Here is a 16,735-nt window from a genome sequence, read left to right on the forward strand (position 1 = left end):
CCTTCGTAACGCTGGGCGTTACGAAGGCGTCCTTCAGTGCATCGGGCGGCGGGCCGGGGCTCGGGGCGGTCAGCGCGTGACGTCCAGGACCACCTTGCCGATCGCGTGGCCGTCCGCGACGTGGCGCAGTGCGGCGGCGGCCTCGTCGAGCGGGAACGTCGCGCCGATGTGGGGCACCACGCGGCCGGTGGCCAGCAGGTCGAACAGCTCTGCCTCGGTACGCAGGAACTCCGCGTGCCCGTCCCGTGCGAGGTCCTGCAGCTGGAGGCCGCGGATCTGCACCCCCTTGACGAGCACCAGGTTGAGCGGGATGCGCGGGATGACACCGGACGCGTAGCCGATGGTCACGAACCGGCCGCCGCGGCGCAGTGACCGCAGCGCGGGTTCGGACAGGTCACCGCCGACGGGGTCGAGCACGGCGTCCGCGCCGCCCGGCAGCGCCGCCCGCAACGCCTGCCGCAGGTCGCCCGCGCGGTGGTCGACGAGCGTGGTGGCCCCGTAGGACGCGGCGACGTCGAGCTTGGCCGTCGACGAGGCCACGGCGGTCACCGAGGCGCCGAGCAGGACCCCGAGCTGCACCGCGGCGAGACCGACCCCGCCGCCCGCGCCGAGCACGACCAGCGCCTCGCCCGGCTCGACCCGGGCCACCGAGCGCAGCGCGTGGAAGGCGGTGCGGTGCGCGACGCCGAACGCGGCGGCCAGCTTCTCGTCCACCCCGGCCGGGATCCGCGTGACCGACGCCGCGGCGGCGACCGCCTCCTGCGCGAACGCGCCGAACAGGCCCGTGCGGATCACCCGGTCGCCGACGGCGAGACCGTCCACGCCGTCGCCGACCTCCGCCACCACCCCGGCGAGCTCGCTGCCCGGCACGAACGGCGCGGGCACGCGCACCTGGTACTCGTCGGCGACCAGCAGCACGTCGGGGAAGTTCACCGCCGCGGCGCCGACGTGGATCCGTACCTGCCCGTGGCCCAGGGGGAGCGGCGGGATGGTCTCGACCGCCACGACCTCCGGCGGCCCGTGCCTGCGGCACACCGCGGCGCGCACGTCGGTCACCGCCCGCGCCAGCGCGGCTCGCGTTTCTCGACGAACGCCGCCGCGCCCTCCCGTGCGTCCTCACTGGCGAACACCACCCGCTGCCACTCGCGCCCGCGTTCCCCGGCGCGCGCCGGGTCGGTGACGCCGAGCCGGACCAGCTCCTTGGTCGCGGCGAGCCCCAGCGGGGCGTTCCGCGCGATCCGCCCCGCGAACTCCAGCGCGGTGGCGAGGACCTGGTGGGACGCGGTGACGGCGTTCACGAGCCCCAGCTCGTACGCGCGGGTCGCGTCGACGAGGTCCCCGGTGAGCGTCATCTCCAGCGCGACGCCGAGCGGGACGCGCCTGCCGAGGTTGGTGCCGCCGCCCGCGGGGAACAGGCCGCGCCGCACCTCGGGGAAGCCGAACTTCGCGAGCTCGGCGGCGACGATCACGTCGCAGCCGAGCAGCAGCTCGAGACCGCCGCCGATGGCCGTGCCGTTGGCGGCGCCGACGAGCGGGACGGTGATCTCGCCCGCCAGCAGCCGGTAGTAGGCGGCGGTGGCGTCGCCGGCCTCGATGGTCTCGCCGTTCGCGAACGCGCGCAGGTCCATGCCCGCGCAGAACGCGCGGTCGCCGCTGCCCGTGACGACCACGGCGCGGACGTCCGGGTCGGCCTCCGCGGTGATCATCGCCGCGCCGAGCTGCGCGATCAGCCCTGGGGTGAGCGCGTTCCTGGCGTCGGGCCGGTTCAGTCGGAGGACGAGCACGGCGCCGTCGCGTTCGAGTACCAGCTCCTCGGTCGTGGCGGTCACGGCCGGTACCCGCTGGACTCGGCGAGCTCCGCGGCGGACCGCATCAGCTCCGGCACGATCGGCCCGAACGACAGCAGTTTCCTGTCGTTCCCGGCGCGCTGGAACCCCTGTTCCAGGACGATCGCGAGCTTCCACCGCGCGAGCACGACGTAGTAGTCGATGTCGTCGACCTGGCGCCCGGAGACCTCGGCGTAGTGGGCGAGGAGCCGGTCGCGTGAGGGCATCCCGTACAGGTCGACGTAGCTGGCGTCGGCCGCCGCGGGCGTGCCGGTGTCCTCGGGCCAGGACTGGAGCATCCAGGCGAGGTCGAGCTTGGGGTCGCCGACGGTGCCCATCTCCCAGTCCACGATGGCCGCGAGCCGGGCCGGTGTGCCGTGCTCGTACATCACGTTCGCGAACTGGTAGTCGCCGTGCATCAGGCCGGGCAGGTAGTCGAGCGGCCGGTGCGCGCGCAGCCATGCCGTCGCGACGTCCATCCCGTCCAGCTCGCGACCCTTGACGCGGTCGAAGAAGCCGGTCCAGCGATCCACCTGTCGCTCGTGGAAGCCGTCCGGGCGGCCGAGGTCGGTGAGGCCCCGCGCACGCCAGTCCACTCCGGACAGCAGGGCGATGCCTTCCACGAGCTGGTAGGCGAGTCCCGCCCGCGCGGCGAGGTCGGTGTCGTAGGGCGCGGGCCAGCCCTTGCGGTCCATCGGCGACCAGCCGTCGACGAAACCCATGAGGTAGAAGGGTCTGCCGAGGACCTCGGGGTCCGCGCAGAGCGCGACCGCCCTGGTGTGCGGGACGTCCGTGCCGTCCAAAGCCTCGATGATCCGCCACTCGCGGACCATGCCCTCGTCCCGGTTCGCGGGTGCACCTGGCGGCGGGATGCGCAGCACGCAGCGTTCGTCACCGCGCCGGATCTCGTAGATGTCGTTCTGCGTCCCACCGGACAGGAACCGGTGCTCGACCGGGGCGCCCGCGCCGGGCAGGCCGGCACCGTCCATCCAGGCCGCGAGCCGGTCGGTGTCGATCTTCGGGTCGATCGTGGCGGTCACAGGTTCCCCACTTCGAGTTCGAGGTGGTCGGCGAACTTCGCCCTGGCGGCGGCGCGTTTCTGGGGGAGCCACTCGCTCGGCCAGATGTCGTCGGTCGGGCGGTGGTCGCGGAGCACCTGTTTGGCGACGGTGACCTTGTGGACCTCGGTCGGGCCGTCGGCGAGACCCATGACGGCGGCGCCGTGGATCATCCGGAACAGCGGCAGCTCGTTCGTGACGCCGAGCGCGCCGTGCACCTGCATGGCGCGCCAGGCGATGTCGTGCAGCACGGTCGGCATCACGACCTTGGCCGTCGCGATGTCCTTGCGGACCCTCCGGTAGTCGTCGTACTTGTCGATCTTCCACGCGGTGTGCAGCACGAACAGCCGGAACTGGACGAGCTGCGCGTAGGAGTCGGCGATGTAGCCCTGGACGAACTGCTTGTCCGCGAGGCGGCTGCCCGCGGTCTCCCGGGACAGCGCGCGCTCGCACATCATGTCGAACGCCTTCTGCGCCAGGCCGATCGTCCGCATGGCGTGGTGGATGCGGCCGCCGCCGAGCCGGGTCTGCGCGACCGCGAACGCCCCGCCCTCCGCGCCGAGCAGCGCGTCGGCGGGCACCCGCACGCCCGCGTACCGGATCAGCGCGTGGCCGCCCTCGCCGGGCGGGTCGCCGAACAGCCCGACGTCACGCACGATCTCCACGCCCGGGGTGTCGGTGGGCACCAGGAACATCGACATGCCCTCGTAGGCGCTCACCTCCGGGTCGGTGACCGCCATGACGATCAGGAACGACGCCGTGCGCGCGTTGGAGGAGAAGAACTTCCAGCCGTCGATGACCCAGTCGTCGCCGTCGCGGGTGGCGCGGGTCGTGAACCGGGCCGGGTCGGCACCCGCCTGCGGCTCGGTCATCGAGTAGCTGGAGAAGATCTCGCCTGCGAGCAGCGGCGCCAGGTAGCGCTCCTTCTGCGCGGGCGTGCCGTAGTGCGCGATGATCTCGGCGTTGCCGGTGTCGGGTGCCTGGCAGCCGAACACGATCGGCGCCCACTGCGACCGGCCGAGGATCTCGTTGAGCAGGGCCAGCTTCAGCTGTCCGTGGCCCTGGCCGCCCAGCTCGGGCCCGAGGTGGGTCGCCCACAGCCCCTGGCGCCGGACCTCCTCCTTGAGCGGGTCGACGATCTTGCGCCGGGCCTCGTCGAGCGGCACGAACTGTTGGTCGGCGAACACCAGGTCCAGCGGCTCGACCTCGGCCCGCACGAACGCGTCGGCCCAGTCGAGCTTCGCCTGGTACTCGGGGTCGGTCTCGAAGTCCCACGCCATCGCAGCTCCTCTCGCTTTGTGAGAATACTGCTTTCATATCAGAGAATACAATTATCGCAGGTGGTCGAGCGGGACGTGGTTGGCCCAGCCCGAGTCCGGCCAGTTGAACCAGCCTGCCGACGCGTGGGTGCCGCCGTCGGGGTGCAGCGTGGTCCCGGTCAGGAACCCCGACAGGGCCGAGGCGAGGAAGACGACGCAGCCCGACACGTCGGTGACCCCGCCGACCCGTCCCATGGGGATGGCCGCACGCACGCCGACCGGGTCGGACAGGGCGTCGTCACCGGCCGACAGGGCCGCGAGCCGGGGCGTTGGCACGAAGTCCGGGGCGACGTTGTTGACGCGGATGCCGTTCGGGGCGACCTCGACGGCGAGCGTGCGGGCGAACTGCTCGACCGCCGCCTTGGCCGCCGCGTAGACGGCGAACCCCGGCGCCGCGCGGTGCGCCTCGATGGTCGTGATGTTGACGATGCTGCCGCCCGCGCGCATCCTCGGCACCGCGAGTGCGCAGGCGTGCAGGACGTGCAGGAGGTTGGTGCGCAGCAGTGCGTCCCAGCCCTTCGGCGTGGTGTCGAGGAACGGGGCGCGGAAGGTGCCGCCGACGACGTTGACGAGCGTGTCGAGCCTGCCCCACCGCTCCTCGGTGGCCTTGAACAGCGCGGCGAGCGCGTCCGGGTCGCGTGCGTCCCCGTGGTGGCGCAGGGAGTCGGTGTGGCGGAGGTCGTCGAGTGCTTCGCGGTCCCGGTCGATGATCGCGAGGCGCACGCCGTTAGCGGCCAGGTCGGTCGCGATGGCCCTGCCGAGCCCGCCCGCGCCGCCCGTGACCAGCGCGACCGTGCCCGCGAGCCCGCCGCGCTCCTCGAACCAGCCCATGGACGTTCCTCTCAGGACAGGTAGGTCGCACCGAAGCCGTCGAGGAACTCGAGCGTCGCGGCGGTCGTACCGGTGCCGCTGGACACGAGCGTCCACGTGACACCGGCCCCGGCCAGCTCGGCGAACGCCTCCCGGTGCCGGTCGGGGCTGTCGGTGTTCGCGCCGTGGTAGGAGAAGACGACGTCGAGGTGCCGCCCGGCCGACTCGCGCAGTGCGGTGATCGCGCCGGCCAGCTCCGCGACGCCGCCGAGCGCGGGTGTCCGCGCGGTGGCGCTCAGCTGTGGGCCGCCGCTCATGGGCATCCACCCCTGCGCGCGTTCGGCCGCGCGGGTGCGGGCCAGCCGCGAGTTGCCGCCGACCCAGATCGGGATGGGATCCTGCACCGGGCGGGGACGGGCGATGACGTCACGGGCGCTGAAGTGCCTGCCCCGGTAGGAGAAGGGTTCGCCGCGCCAGTGCAGGGGGAGCACGTCGAGCGCCTCGTCGAACAGGGCGTTGCGCTCGGCGAAGTCGACACCGAGGGCGTGGAACTCGCTCTTCTGGTACCCGGCGCCGAGCCCGACGACCACCCGGCCACCGGAGAGCAGGTCGAGCGTCGCGGCGGCCTTCGCGAGCAGGAACGGGTTGCGGTAGGGCGCGACCGCGAGATAGGTGAGCAGCCGCAGCCGTGTGGTGACCGCGGCGGCGTACCCGAGCGCGACGAACGGGTCGAGGGTCTGGTGGCCGCCCGAGGCCAGCCACCGCGCCCCGGGCACCGGGTGCTCACTGAACGACAACCCGTCGAACCCGGCCCGCTCCGCCGCGACGGCCACCTCGGCCAGCGGTCCGGCACCGAGCGCGTCACCGTCCGGCCCGGACGCCTCCGGGTAGTGGTAGATGAACCGCATGGCCCCGGCCGCGGTCATCGCCGCCACCACGCGGAGTCAGCGGCCTCTGGACAGCGCATGAGTGTCCCTTTCGCTCGCTCTCGCCGACGAAACCTGTCCACAGCCGACGCTGACGTGCGGTTTTGTCAGTGCCACCGAGTAGACTGGCGTGGCGGGGTGCCCCCGGGATCGGGTGGGGGCTGCCCGCTCTACCACCTGTGTTGGCGTTGATCAACAAGTTGTCGATGCCTGGTGCAGCTCCGATGGGCTCGGTGACCCGGAGGTCATCGGGGGTGGTGCATGAGGGCCAGTGCGGCGTCCGCGGCGGTCAGTGCCGCGTTGTCGGTCGTGGGGGTCAGGGTCGCGATCAGGCCCACGTCCTTGCACAGCAGTGCGCCCGCGTGTGCGGCGATGCGGTCGAGCGAGCCCGCGTCGGCCACGCGGCCCAGCGCGAAGCTGTTCCCGCTGCCGTGGCCGATCACCTCGGCCAGCCGTTCCGGTGCCACCCCCAGAGCGTCCCCCAGCGCGAAGGTGCCCGCCGCCGTCGCCAGGTTCGCCGTGAACAGCACGTTGTTCAGCAGCTTCGCCACCTGCCCGGCACCGACCGCGCCAAGGTGCACGACCGGGTCGCCGAACGTCGCGAACACCGGGCGGCAACGGGCCACCGTCGTCTCCTCACCGCCGACCATCACCAGCAGCCGGCCTGCCGTGGCCGCCGGGGCGCCGCCGCTCACCGGCGCGTCGATCACCGACACGTTCCACAGCGCGGCGTCCTCGGCGAGCCGTCGGCACGTGTCCGGGTGCACGGTGCTGTGCACGGCGACCACCCCGCCGGGCGGCAGCGCCGTCAGCACCTGCCGGACGACCTCCTCGACCCCTGCGTCGTCCACCACGCACACGCACACGAGGTCGCTGCCCGCGGCCAGCTCCTCCACCGACCCGGCGACCGTCGCCGCCGTGTCCGCGAACGGCTCCAGCGTCGCCGCCCGCCGCGCCCACAGCGTCGTCGCGAACCCCGCGTCGACGATCCGGCGCGCCATCGGCCCGCCCTGACTGCCAAGGCCCACGAAACCCACCCGCATCAGCTCTCCTCACCAGGACGCCAGAACAGCGCCAGCAGACCGGCCGTCGCGACGACCGCCACCCCGAGTGCGATCCCGCCGCCCGCCCAGCCGGACACCTCGATGCCGGCCGCCTGGTCCACCGACAGCCTGCCCGGGCCGAGCACCGCCAGCGCCAGGCACACCACGGACAGGACCAGCACGTACTCGTAACCGTCCTTGAACACGAAGAAACCGTTGGGGCGGTGGGCCAGCACACCGGCGACGAGCATCACCGAGATGACCGCCGCACACGCCAGCGGCGTGAGCAGACCGAGCACCAGCAGCAGCCCGGCACCGACCTCGGTCACCACCGACAACCACGCCTGCAGCCGTCCGTGCCGCAGGCCCAGACCGCTGAACCAGCGCGCGGTGCCCTCGATGCGGCCGCCGCCGCGCCAGTGGTTGAGCCCGTGCGCGACCATCGTCACCCCGACCACCACGCGCACCAGCAGCAGCGCCACTCCCGCCTCGTCCACCGTCTCACTCCCTTTCGCGCGCCAGCACGCATTCCTCGACGAACGACAGGACCTTCAGGTGGTAGGCCATGGCCGTGCGCCCGAGGCTCAGGTTGTGGCCGGCGTCCGCCTGCTCGTCGACCGTCACCCGGGGCGCCGCCGTGAACAGGCCCGCGATGTCGGCGAGCGCGTCCGCGCCTGACCGCCACACCAGCTCGTGGTCGCCCAGCGTGTACCGGACCGGCACCCGCACCCGTGCCGCGAGCGCGGCGAAGTCCGTGGCCGCCCACCCCGCCACCACGTCGGCCTCGTACCCGGGCGACCGGGAGGTCATCCGCGCGCCGCCGACCGCGGCGGACGGGTACAGCACGTCCGGCTGCCACAGCAGCGTGCGCAGCCCGCCGGGTGGCCGCGGCGGGTCCGCGCGCCAGGCGTCGATGATCTCGCGCGCCACCGGGTGGTGGTGGCGGCCCGTCCCGGCGATCTCCAGTCCCAGCAACGCCTTCCCCCGGTGGTCGGCGGCCATGCGCAGCGCCAGCTCGCAGCCGATGGAGTGCGCCATCAGGAAGACACCGACCCCGGGAGGCGCCAGCTCCGCGACCGCCGCGTAGGCGAGGTCCACCCGCCGCGCCGGTGCCCGCACCGCGTCGGCGTGGCTCGCGGACGCGCCGTAGCCTGGCCGGTCCAACGCGACCACCGTGAAGCCGAGCGCGGCGCCGGTCCGCAGCAGCGACGCGCGGGGCAGGTCCGGGTAGTCGAAGTACGCCGAGGTGGCGGATCCGCCGTGCAGTGCCACCACGACCGCCCGCGGTTCCGGCACCTCGCACACCAGAGCCGACAGGGGCACGCCGTCGACCTGAACGACCCGGGGTATCACCACGTCGGTGTCGGTCATGCGTCCGCCCTGAGCAGGAGGACACCGCTCGGCGTGAGACCACCGCTGCTGACGACCGCGACCCGCGCGTCCGGCACCTGGCGGGCGCCGCCCTCGCCGCGCAGTTGCGTGATCGCCTCGTGCAGGAGTCCCATGCCGTGCGTGCGGCCGTGGGAGAGCTGGCCGCCGTGCGTGTTCAGCGGCAGGAGCCCGTCGCGGGCGATGGCCCTGCCGCCGTCGAGGAAGTCCTTCGCCTCGCCCATGCCGCAGAACCCCAGTCCCTCCAACCAGGACAGTGCGTTGAACGTGAAGCCGTCGTACAGCTGCGCCACGTCGACGTCGCCGGGCCGCAGCGACGTCCGCGACCACAGGTGCGCCGACTGGCCGAGCACCTGCGGCTCGTGCGTGGACGTGCTCTGGTCCCACTCGATCCGCTCGATGATCTGCGTGCCCACCGCCTCCACGAACACGGGCGGCCGGGGGAGATCGCAAGCGGTCTCCTTGGCCGACACGACCACCGCCACCGACGCGTCGCACGGCACGTCGCAGTCGTAGAGCCCGAACGGGGTCGTGATCGGCCGCGCGGTCAGGTAGTCGTCCATCGTCATCGGGTCGCGGTAGATGGCGTCCGGGTTCAGTGCCGCGTTGGCCCGCTGGTTGAGCGCGATCCAGCCGAGGGTCTCGCGGGTGGTGCCGTAGCGGTGGAAGTGCCGTCCCGCGTTCTGCGCGAGGGTGTGCGCGGCCGACGTCGCGCCGAACGGCACGAGCCAGCTCGTCGTGCGCCCGCCGGGCGGCCTGATCCGCCCCCGCTTCACCAGCTCGCCGTACGTGGACTCCCAGACGGTCCGGTAGCACAGCACGTGCCGGGCCAGTCCACTCGCGACGGCCAGCATCGCCGCGATCACCGACCCGCCGGGGCCGAACGTCTCCGAGCCGCCGTTGTACCAGGTGGGCCGCAGCCCCAGCGCGGCCTCCAGTGCCGTGAGCCCGCCCTCGCCGAAACCCGCGACCTGCCCGGCGCCGGGGTAGGTCGAGAGGCCGTCGATGTCCGAGAAGGACAGTCCGGCGTTGGCGACCGCGCGTTCGCACGCCCGGACCGTCAGCGCCAGGGGGGACACCATGAGCCGCCGCCCGATCTCCGACGCGCCGATGCCGGTGATGGCGACGTCGTCCTCGAACTTGCGCGTGGTGGGCATCGGCCGCACGTGTCGCGTGACCTCTTCCGGCGCCGGCCCGATGCACTGAAGGACGCCTTCAGTGCGCTGGGCGTCAGGAAGGAGTCCTTCAGTGCACGGCGCCGGGCGGAACAGGGGGAGCCACACGTCCTCGTGCTGCTCGAACACGACCGTCATCCGCCTGCCGAGTTCGAGCGTGTCCGGGTCGGCGTCGACCACGTTCGTCGTCAGCCGGACCCGGGGGTCCTCCTCCAGCGCGACCTGCGCCACCACATAGGGCGCGATCAGCCCGGGCAGGCTGAACCGGTGGTTGACCGTGAACCCCACCAGCGTCGCGAAGCCGGAGACCTCCCGCACGCCCAGGCGGTCGCCGCGGCAGCGGCGGCAGACCGGCTGGGGTGGGTGGATCAGCGTGGCGCAGTCCGCGCACTCCTGGATCCGCAACCGGCCGTCCGCGCCCGCGGTCCAGAAGAACTCGTTTTCGTCCGTCACCACCGGCAGGGGACGCCCGGGCACAGTCGTCTCCTCGCTCAGCGGGTGCTCGTCGACCTGGCCACCGGCTCGGCGAGGCGTTGCTCGTCGGCCATCGCCTGCAGGGCGGTCAGGGTCTCCTCGAGACCCGGGCCCAGCCGTGGGCCGGGGGTGAAGGTCGCGGGCAGCTGCCGCATGCCCTGGATGACGCCGATCGTGTCGTAGTGGACGGTGCCGTCGGGATCGCAGACGTAGTCCGGCATCCGGTCGAGCACCGCGACGATCATGCGTTTGAACACGGTCCGCGCGACGTTCGAGCCGATGCAGCGGTGGATGCCCAACCCGAAGCTGTGGTGCCGGTTTCCTCTGCGCCCCAGGTCGATCTGGTTGGGTTCCGGGAACAGCGACGGGTCCCGGTTGGCCATCGCCCAGGACAGCCACAGCCGGTCACCCTCCCTGAAGGACGTGCCCGCGATCTCGCAGTCGACCGCGATGGTGCGTGCGTCACCGGGGGCCGGGGTGTAGAAGCGCAGGAACTCCTCGGTCGCGAAGTCCAGCAGCGTGTCCCGTCCCTCGCTCAGCCTGGTGCGTTCGGCCGGGTTCTCGCCGAGCCACTCCAGTGCGTGCGCGGTGAGGGCCGTGGTGGTGTCGAACCCGCCGCCGATGAGCAGGCTCAGCACACCGAGCAGCTCGTCGTCGGGTGGGGTCCGGCCGTCGATCTCGGCGGTGGCCAACGCGTCGATCAGACCGGGCCGGGGGTTCGCCCGGATCGTGGCGAGCTGGTGGGCCAGGTCCTGCGTCATCTCCGCGTGCAGCTTGCCGACCCGGACGATGTCCGGCGAGTCGTGCGGGGTGTAGATCGGGGCGTGGGCGGCCTCGCAGTAGATCTCCCAGTGGTCGAGGGGGATCCCCATCATCGCCAGCGTGAACACCGCCGGCACGACGTTGGCGAGGTCGTCGACGAAGTCGATGCGCCCGCTCTCGATCCGTTCGTCCAGGCTCGCGCGCACCACCTCGTCGATGAACGCGACCCAGCGGCTGATCGCGGCCGGGGACAGGTAGGGGTTGAGCGCCTGCCGGTAGTAGCGCTGTTCCGGCGGGTCCATCTCGAGGAAACCGCCACGGCGTCCCCGTGCTCTGGGCGGGGCCGGGATGGAGATGCCCCGGTACCCGCGTCGCTCACCGGCCACGTCGTGGTCGTTGGACAGCTTGTCCGCCGAACGGGCCAGCTCGAACACCTCGCGTGCGCCGCTCGCGACCCAGTGCCCGCCGTAGGTGTCCGACCAGGCGACCGGACACCGCGACTGCATCTGCTCGGTGATCGTCTCGAACTGCTCGCGGTACTGCGGCGTGTGCCGGTCGAAGTCGAACCGGTTGCGCTTGCGGTCCTCGTCGTCCATGTGTGCTGTCCCTCGCCTAGGAGATGAAGATCGCTTGCTCTGGACAGGTATGGGCGGCCTCGCGCACGCCGTCCTCCAGGTCGGCCGCGACGTCCTCGCTGACCGCCGAGGAGTGGCCGTCGATGTCGTCGAGTTGGAACGCGCGGGGCGCGATCATGGCGCAGAGCGTGTGGCCCTGGCAGCGGTCGGGGTCGACCCGCACCTTCACGATGTCCTCCTGTGGTGGGTCAGCGCTGGAAGTCGTGGGACTTGAGGTAGCCGCCGCCGTCGACGCGCAGCTGCATGCCGGTGATGTAGCGGGCCTCGTCGGAGGCGAGGAACAGCACGGCGTTGCTGATGTCGACCGGCTCGACCCACGGGATCGGCATCGCCTGCATGGCGGGGAACGCGGGCAGCGCGTCCTCGAGCGTCGGGTGTTCGAGGTCCTTGCGGAACGACTGGTACATCGGCTCGCTCTGCAGCATGGGCGTGTTCGTGTTCGTCGGGTGCACGACGTTGGCGCGGATGGACCGCGACGCCAGCACCCGCGCCAGCTCGTGCACGTACTCCGCGACGGCGCGCTTGGAGAACTGGTAACCGGTGCCGCCCGGGTCGGCGCCGGGATCCTCGGCGATGACGTTCATCAGCGCGGCGGTCGAGCCGGTGACGATGATCGAGGCGCCCTCGCTCAGGTGCGGCAGCGCCGCGTGCACCGCGTTGACCGAGCCGGCGAGGTTGATGTCGACGACGTCGGCCCACCCCTGCAGCGGCGGGTTCCCCTTCATGGGCGCGATTCCTGCCTGCGCCACCACGATGTCGAGCCTGCCCAGCTCGGCGATGCCCCGCTCGAGCGCGGCACGCAGCTGCGCGGGCTCCCGCACGTCGGCCTGCGCGGCCACGATCCGCCTGCCCTGCTTCTCGACCAGGCGCACGGTCTCCTCGAGGTCCTCCGGCGTGGCCATGGCGTACCTGACCGACTCGACGTCCCGGCAGATGTCGACGGCGATGATGTCGGCACCCTCCTCGGCCAGCCGGACCGCGTGGCTGCGGCCCTGACCCCGCGCCGCGCCCGTGATGAAGGCGACCTTGCCCTGCACGCGTCCCATGATTCCTGCCCTTCTACTGGTGCACTGCCAACTCGAGCGCGCCGAGGTCGGCGCCGAGCTCGGCGGCGACCGCCCTGACGGTGTCGATGTCCTTGCCGACGAAGTCCCCGACGGCCGTGGCGAAGGCCGCGACCGAGCCCCTGGCCGCGACGCCGGTCAGCGCGCGGCTCGCGGCGCTGCCGTGGGGGAGCGCGTCGAGGAGGACGGCCTCGGCCACGCCCAGCCGCTCGCCGAGCCGGACGGCGGCGGCCACCAGGCCGACCTGTGCGGCGAACAACGCGTTGTTGACGAGCTTCACCCGCTGCCCGGCGCCCAGGGGTCCGACGTGGAGCACCGGATCGGCGTAGGCGTGCAGGACCGGCCGGACCCGCGCGATGTCGGCGTCCGTGCCGCCCGCGAACACGGTGACCCGCCCGGCCGCGATGTCGTGCGGGCCGCCGCTCACCGGCGCGTCGACGACGGGGTGGCCCCGCGCGGCGATCTCCTCGACCGTGCGCGGGTCGCCCGTGGTGTGCACGACGACCGTGGCCCCACGCGGCAACGCGGTGTCCAGGCACACCTCGCGGACCTGCTCGTCGGTGAACACGCACACCACCACGACGTCCACGTCCGGCAGGCTCGTCACCGCAGCCAACCCGTTGTCCGCCAGCGCTTTCCGCTTCCGCTCCGACCGGCCGAGCACCGCGACCTCGTGGCCTGACCCGGCGAGCCGGCGCGCCATGGGCAGCCCCATCCGGCCCGCGCCCACGAAACCGACACGCGTCATGTGTTGCGCCCGCCGTTCACGCCGAGGATCTGGCCGGTGATGTACCCGGCCTCCTCGGACACCAGGAACGAGCACGCGGCCGCGATGTCCTCGGGTCTGCCGACGCGCCGGACCGGGGTCCGCTCGACGTGGTACTCGACGGAGCCGCCGAGCAGGTCGCGTTCCTCGGCCCTGCGCAGCATCGGGGTGTCGATGAAACCGGGCGGCACCGCGTTGACCGTGATGCCCGCCGGGCCCAGCTCCAGGGCGAGTGCCTTGGTGAGCCCGTTGACCGCCGACTTGGCCGCGACGTAGTGGGACATGAACGGCTGTCCGGACTGCGCGCTGGAGGAGGAGATGTTGACGATCCGCCCCCAGCCCGCCGCCGTCATGTCCGGCAGGACTGCCTGCACGCAGTGGAAGACGCCGTTGAGGTTGACGTCGATGACCCGCTGCCAGGTGGCGAAGTCGAGCCTGGCGAACCGTTTGAACCCGTCCAGGCCCGCCGCGTTGACGAGGATCGTGACGGGCCCGAGCCGCGTGCGGATGGCGGCGAGCGCGGCGGCGACGGCGGCCGGGTCGGTCACGTCCGCGGTCTCGCCGCCCTCGGTGTCCGACAGGTCGAGGGCGGCGACGTGGTGGCCGTCGGCGGCAAGCCTGCGCGCGATGGCCTGCCCGATGCCGGAGGCGCCTCCGGTGACCACGGCCGTCTTCATCAGTACGCCTCCTCGACCACGGAATCTCCTTCCCGCTGATCGAGAACCATACTCTCCCGTTCTCCCCAAGTGAATGTAGTATTTCCGATATTGAGAACCAGACTTCCACGCTGAGGTGAGGAGACCGGATGCGAACCCAGACGGACGCGGGAAGGGGCCTGCTGATCGACGGCAGGCTGGTGGCGGGGATGCGGACGTTCGCCTCGGTCAACCCCGCCACCGGCGAGGTGCTCGGTCTCGCGCCGGACGCGACGGCCGCCGACGCGGAGCGCAGTGTCGCCGCCGCCCGCGCGGCGTTCGACCACACGACGTGGGCGACCGACACGGCCCTGCGCCTGCGCTGCCTCGAACAGTTCCACCGTGCGCTCACCGAGCACGTCGAGGAGCTGCGGGAGCTGACGATCGCGGAGGTCGGCGCCCCGAGGATCCTGACCCACGGCGCCCAGCTCGAGCAGCCGATCGAGCTGGTCCGCTTCTACACCGACCTGCTGCGTGACCACCCGATGACCGAGGACCTCGGCGAGGTCGAGATCCGCGGCCGGCGCCACCGCCGCTGGGTGGAGAAGGAGGCGGCAGGCGTGGTCGCCGCGATCATCCCGTACAACTACCCGAACCAGCTCGCACTGGCGAAGCTCGCGCCCGCGCTCGCGGCAGGCTGCACGGTCGTGCTGAAGGGCGCGCCCGACACGCCGCTGGTGACCGCGGCGCTCGGTAAGCTGATCGCGCGCCACACCGACCTCCCGCCCGGCGTGGTCAACATCCTCACCTCGTCGGACGCGGCGGTCGGCGAGGTGCTCACCACGCACCCGGACGTCGACGTCGTCACCTTCACCGGCTCCACGGCGACCGGCCGCCGGATCATGGCCGCCGCGAGCGGCACGATCAAGCGCGTCTTCCTGGAGCTGGGCGGCAAGTCCGCGATGATCGTGCTGGACGACGCCGACTTCGCCGCGGCGGCCCAGTTCGCCGCGTTCACCATCTGCTCGCACGCGGGCCAGGGCTGCGCGCTCACGTCGCGGCTGCTGGTGCCGAGGGCACACCACGACGAGATCGTCGAGCAGGTCGCGGCGAACATGGGCCGGGTGCGCACCGGCGACCCGGCGGACCCGAAGACGTTCATGGGGCCGCTTATCAGCGAGCGGCAGCGCGACAAGGTCGACGGCATGGTCGCGCGCGCGGTCGAGGGCGGGGCGACGCTCGTGACCGGCGGCAGGCGGATCGACCCGGGGTACTTCTACGAGCCGACCCTGCTGTCCAATGTGGACCCGTCGGCCGAGATCGCGCAGGAGGAGGTCTTCGGCCCGGTGCTGGCGGTGATCCCGTACGACGACGACGAGCACGCGGTCCGGATCGCCAACGACTCCGTCTACGGCCTGTCGGGCGCGGTGCACAGCCGCGACACCGACCGCGCGGTCGCGCTGGCGCGGCGGATCCGCACCGGCACGTTCAGCATCAACGGCGGCAACTACTTCGCCCCCGACGCGCCGTTCGGCGGGTACAAGCAGTCCGGCATCGGCCGGGAGATGGGTGTGGCGGGGCTCGAGGAGTTCCTGGAGCGCAAGACGTTCGCGGCGGTGGTCGCGTGAGCGCGGCGCCGACCGGTCCCCTCGACGGCGTCCGCGTCCTGGAGGTCGCGATGTACGGGTTCGTCCCGTCGGCGGGCGCCGTGCTCGCCGACTGGGGCGCGGACGTGATCAAGGTGGAGCACGCCGTCACCGGCGATCCGCAACGGGGGCTGCGCCAGACCGGCGCGTACCGCGTGGAGGGCGACCCGAACCCGAACATCGAGCACGCGAACCGCGGCAAACGCAGCCTGGGCCTGGACATGGCCAAGCCGGAGGGCAGGGAGGTCCTGCACGAGCTGGTGCGCAGGGCGGACGTGTTCCTGACGAGCTTCCTGCCCGGCGCAAGGCAGCGGCTGGGGATCGACGTCGACGACATCCGGGCGGTCAACCCGGAGGTCATCTACGCGCGGGGGAGCGCGCTCGGCCCGCGCGGTCCGGAGGCCGACCGCGGCGGCTACGACATGACCGCGTTCTGGGCCAGGGCGTCCACGGCGGCCAGCATCACCCCGCCGAACGTGCCCGGCCTGATCAACCCGCCCGCGCCCGCGTACGGGGACACCATCTCCGGCACCAACCTCGCGGGCGGCATCGCGGCCGCGCTGTTCCGTCGTGCGCGGACCGGCGAACCGTCCGTCGTGGACGTCTCGCTGCTCGGCAGCGGGCTGTGGGCGATGGGCCAGGCCATCGGGGTGTCGCTGCACCTGGACCGGGCCTGGGTCGCACCGGAGGCGGGCAGGCACGGCTCCCCGACCAACCCGCTCACCGGGCTGTACCGCACCGCCGACGACCGCTACCTGAGCCTGGTCATGTTGCAGCCGACGAAGTTCTGGGCCGACGTGTGCCGCCACGTCGACCGGCCCGAGCTGGCCGACGACCCCCGCTTCGCCACCGCCGAACTGATCGCCGAGAACACCGGCGAGGCCGTGAAGCTCCTGCGCGAGGCCATCGCGACCCGCACCCTCGCCGAGTGGGCCGAGCGGTTCACCACGCTGTCCGGCCCGTGGGCCCCGGTACAGGACACCCTGCACCTGCGTGACGACGGCCAGGTGGAGGCCAACGAGTACCTCGTCCGCGCCGGCGAGCTGGACCTGGTGGCGAGCCCAGTGCAGTTCGACGTGCGGTCCCCGGACCTGGCGGCGGCGCCGGAGTTCGCCGCGCAGACCGAGGAGATCCTGACGGAACTGGGCCTGGACTGGGACCGCGTCATCGCCCTCAAGGCGACGGGCGCGGTCACCTGACGACGAGT

The 16,735-nt window shown here is 72.5% G+C and carries 17 protein-coding genes; 2 read left to right on the forward strand and 15 right to left on the reverse strand.

The window, feature by feature from the left end; translation table 11 throughout:
* Positions 1 to 69: 69 nt before the first annotated feature.
* From CLV71_RS21175 to CLV71_RS21245, 15 genes are all read right to left on the reverse strand, one after another.
* Complete coding sequence (locus tag CLV71_RS21175) at positions 70 to 1,056, reverse strand: NADPH:quinone oxidoreductase family protein (RefSeq protein ID WP_243866615.1); 987 nt, start codon at positions 1,054 to 1,056, stop codon at positions 70 to 72.
* Positions 1,053 to 1,829: an enoyl-CoA hydratase-related protein gene (locus CLV71_RS21180; RefSeq protein WP_133904547.1), complete on the reverse strand. Its 777-nt coding sequence runs from the start codon at positions 1,827 to 1,829 to the stop codon at positions 1,053 to 1,055. Before CLV71_RS21180 ends, CLV71_RS21175 begins: the two co-directional genes overlap by 4 nt.
* Complete coding sequence (locus tag CLV71_RS21185) at positions 1,826 to 2,866, reverse strand: phosphotransferase family protein (protein WP_208297648.1); 1,041 nt, start codon at positions 2,864 to 2,866, stop codon at positions 1,826 to 1,828. The genes CLV71_RS21180 and CLV71_RS21185 overlap by 4 nt, the downstream gene beginning before the upstream one ends.
* Positions 2,863 to 4,164, reverse strand: coding sequence for an acyl-CoA dehydrogenase family protein (locus CLV71_RS21190; RefSeq protein ID WP_133904548.1), 1,302 nt, complete (start codon positions 4,162 to 4,164; stop codon positions 2,863 to 2,865). The genes CLV71_RS21185 and CLV71_RS21190 overlap by 4 nt, the downstream gene beginning before the upstream one ends.
* Positions 4,165 to 4,215: 51 nt before the next feature.
* The gene (locus CLV71_RS21195; RefSeq protein ID WP_133904549.1) at positions 4,216 to 5,034 is read right to left on the reverse strand and encodes an SDR family NAD(P)-dependent oxidoreductase; all 819 of its coding nucleotides are present in this window, start codon (positions 5,032 to 5,034) and stop codon (positions 4,216 to 4,218) included.
* 11 nt (positions 5,035 to 5,045) lie between these two features.
* Positions 5,046 to 5,939, reverse strand: coding sequence for an LLM class F420-dependent oxidoreductase (locus CLV71_RS21200; protein WP_208297649.1), 894 nt, complete (start codon positions 5,937 to 5,939; stop codon positions 5,046 to 5,048).
* Between the two features lie 245 nt (positions 5,940 to 6,184).
* Positions 6,185 to 6,982, reverse strand: a complete 798-nt coding sequence (locus tag CLV71_RS21205; protein ID WP_133904550.1) for an NAD(P)-dependent oxidoreductase — start codon at positions 6,980 to 6,982, stop codon at positions 6,185 to 6,187.
* Positions 6,982 to 7,479, reverse strand: coding sequence for a DoxX family protein (locus tag CLV71_RS21210; RefSeq protein ID WP_133904551.1), 498 nt, complete (start codon positions 7,477 to 7,479; stop codon positions 6,982 to 6,984). The genes CLV71_RS21205 and CLV71_RS21210 overlap by 1 nt, the downstream gene beginning before the upstream one ends.
* 4 nt (positions 7,480 to 7,483) lie before the next feature.
* Positions 7,484 to 8,353, reverse strand: a complete 870-nt coding sequence (locus CLV71_RS21215; RefSeq protein ID WP_133904552.1) for an alpha/beta fold hydrolase — start codon at positions 8,351 to 8,353, stop codon at positions 7,484 to 7,486.
* A complete protein-coding gene (locus tag CLV71_RS21220; RefSeq protein WP_243866616.1) occupies positions 8,350 to 9,999 on the reverse strand; it encodes a thiolase C-terminal domain-containing protein in 1,650 nt (549 codons plus the stop codon). Before CLV71_RS21220 ends, CLV71_RS21215 begins: the two co-directional genes overlap by 4 nt.
* Before the next feature lie 38 nt (positions 10,000 to 10,037).
* Positions 10,038 to 11,378, reverse strand: coding sequence for a cytochrome P450 (locus CLV71_RS21225; protein ID WP_133904553.1), 1,341 nt, complete (start codon positions 11,376 to 11,378; stop codon positions 10,038 to 10,040).
* Positions 11,379 to 11,394: 16 nt separating this feature from the next.
* Entirely contained in the window at positions 11,395 to 11,586 is a 192-nt protein-coding gene (locus tag CLV71_RS21230) for a ferredoxin (RefSeq protein WP_133904554.1), read from the reverse strand.
* Between the two features lie 19 nt (positions 11,587 to 11,605).
* Positions 11,606 to 12,463 carry a mycofactocin-coupled SDR family oxidoreductase gene (locus CLV71_RS21235; RefSeq protein ID WP_133904555.1) on the reverse strand — a complete coding sequence of 286 codons (858 nt, stop codon included), beginning with the start codon at positions 12,461 to 12,463 and terminating at the stop codon, positions 11,606 to 11,608.
* 13 nt (positions 12,464 to 12,476) lie between these two features.
* Complete coding sequence (locus CLV71_RS21240) at positions 12,477 to 13,229, reverse strand: NAD(P)-dependent oxidoreductase (protein WP_133904556.1); 753 nt, start codon at positions 13,227 to 13,229, stop codon at positions 12,477 to 12,479.
* A complete protein-coding gene (locus tag CLV71_RS21245) occupies positions 13,226 to 13,924 on the reverse strand; it encodes an SDR family NAD(P)-dependent oxidoreductase (protein WP_133904557.1) in 699 nt (232 codons plus the stop codon). Before CLV71_RS21245 ends, CLV71_RS21240 begins: the two co-directional genes overlap by 4 nt.
* Positions 13,925 to 14,052: 128 nt before the next feature.
* Between CLV71_RS21245 and CLV71_RS21250 the strand changes: the two genes are divergently transcribed.
* Both CLV71_RS21250 and CLV71_RS21255 read left to right on the forward strand, forming a co-directional pair.
* Positions 14,053 to 15,510 carry an aldehyde dehydrogenase family protein gene (locus tag CLV71_RS21250; RefSeq protein ID WP_133904558.1) on the forward strand — a complete coding sequence of 486 codons (1,458 nt, stop codon included), beginning with the start codon at positions 14,053 to 14,055 and terminating at the stop codon, positions 15,508 to 15,510.
* A complete protein-coding gene (locus tag CLV71_RS21255; RefSeq protein WP_133904559.1) occupies positions 15,507 to 16,727 on the forward strand; it encodes a CaiB/BaiF CoA transferase family protein in 1,221 nt (406 codons plus the stop codon). The genes CLV71_RS21250 and CLV71_RS21255 overlap by 4 nt, the downstream gene beginning before the upstream one ends.
* Positions 16,728 to 16,735: the final 8 nt, after the last annotated feature.

The organism is Actinophytocola oryzae (genome assembly GCF_004364325.1).
In the GTDB taxonomy this organism is placed as follows: Bacteria; Actinomycetota; Actinomycetes; order Mycobacteriales; family Pseudonocardiaceae; genus Actinophytocola; species Actinophytocola oryzae.

Bases quoted from the DNA above. Each gene is read 5' to 3' on its own strand.
- CLV71_RS21190 (WP_133904548.1), bottom strand. From the start codon at position 4,164: ATGGCGTGGGACTTCGAGACCGACCCCGAGTACCAGGCGAAGCTCGAC.
- CLV71_RS21195 (WP_133904549.1), bottom strand. From the start codon at position 5,034: ATGGGCTGGTTCGAGGAGCGCGGCGGGCTCGCGGGCACGGTCGCGCTG.
- CLV71_RS21200 (WP_208297649.1), bottom strand. From the start codon at position 5,939: ATGACCGCGGCCGGGGCCATGCGGTTCATCTACCACTACCCGGAGGCG.
- CLV71_RS21205 (WP_133904550.1), bottom strand. From the start codon at position 6,982: ATGCGGGTGGGTTTCGTGGGCCTTGGCAGTCAGGGCGGGCCGATGGCG.
- CLV71_RS21215 (WP_133904552.1), bottom strand. From the start codon at position 8,353: ATGACCGACACCGACGTGGTGATACCCCGGGTCGTTCAGGTCGACGGC.
- CLV71_RS21225 (WP_133904553.1), bottom strand. From the start codon at position 11,378: ATGGACGACGAGGACCGCAAGCGCAACCGGTTCGACTTCGACCGGCAC.
- CLV71_RS21235 (WP_133904555.1), bottom strand. From the start codon at position 12,463: ATGGGACGCGTGCAGGGCAAGGTCGCCTTCATCACGGGCGCGGCGCGG.
- CLV71_RS21240 (WP_133904556.1), bottom strand. From the start codon at position 13,229: ATGACGCGTGTCGGTTTCGTGGGCGCGGGCCGGATGGGGCTGCCCATG.
- CLV71_RS21245 (WP_133904557.1), bottom strand. From the start codon at position 13,924: ATGAAGACGGCCGTGGTCACCGGAGGCGCCTCCGGCATCGGGCAGGCC.
- CLV71_RS21250 (WP_133904558.1), top strand. From the start codon at position 14,053: ATGCGAACCCAGACGGACGCGGGAAGGGGCCTGCTGATCGACGGCAGG.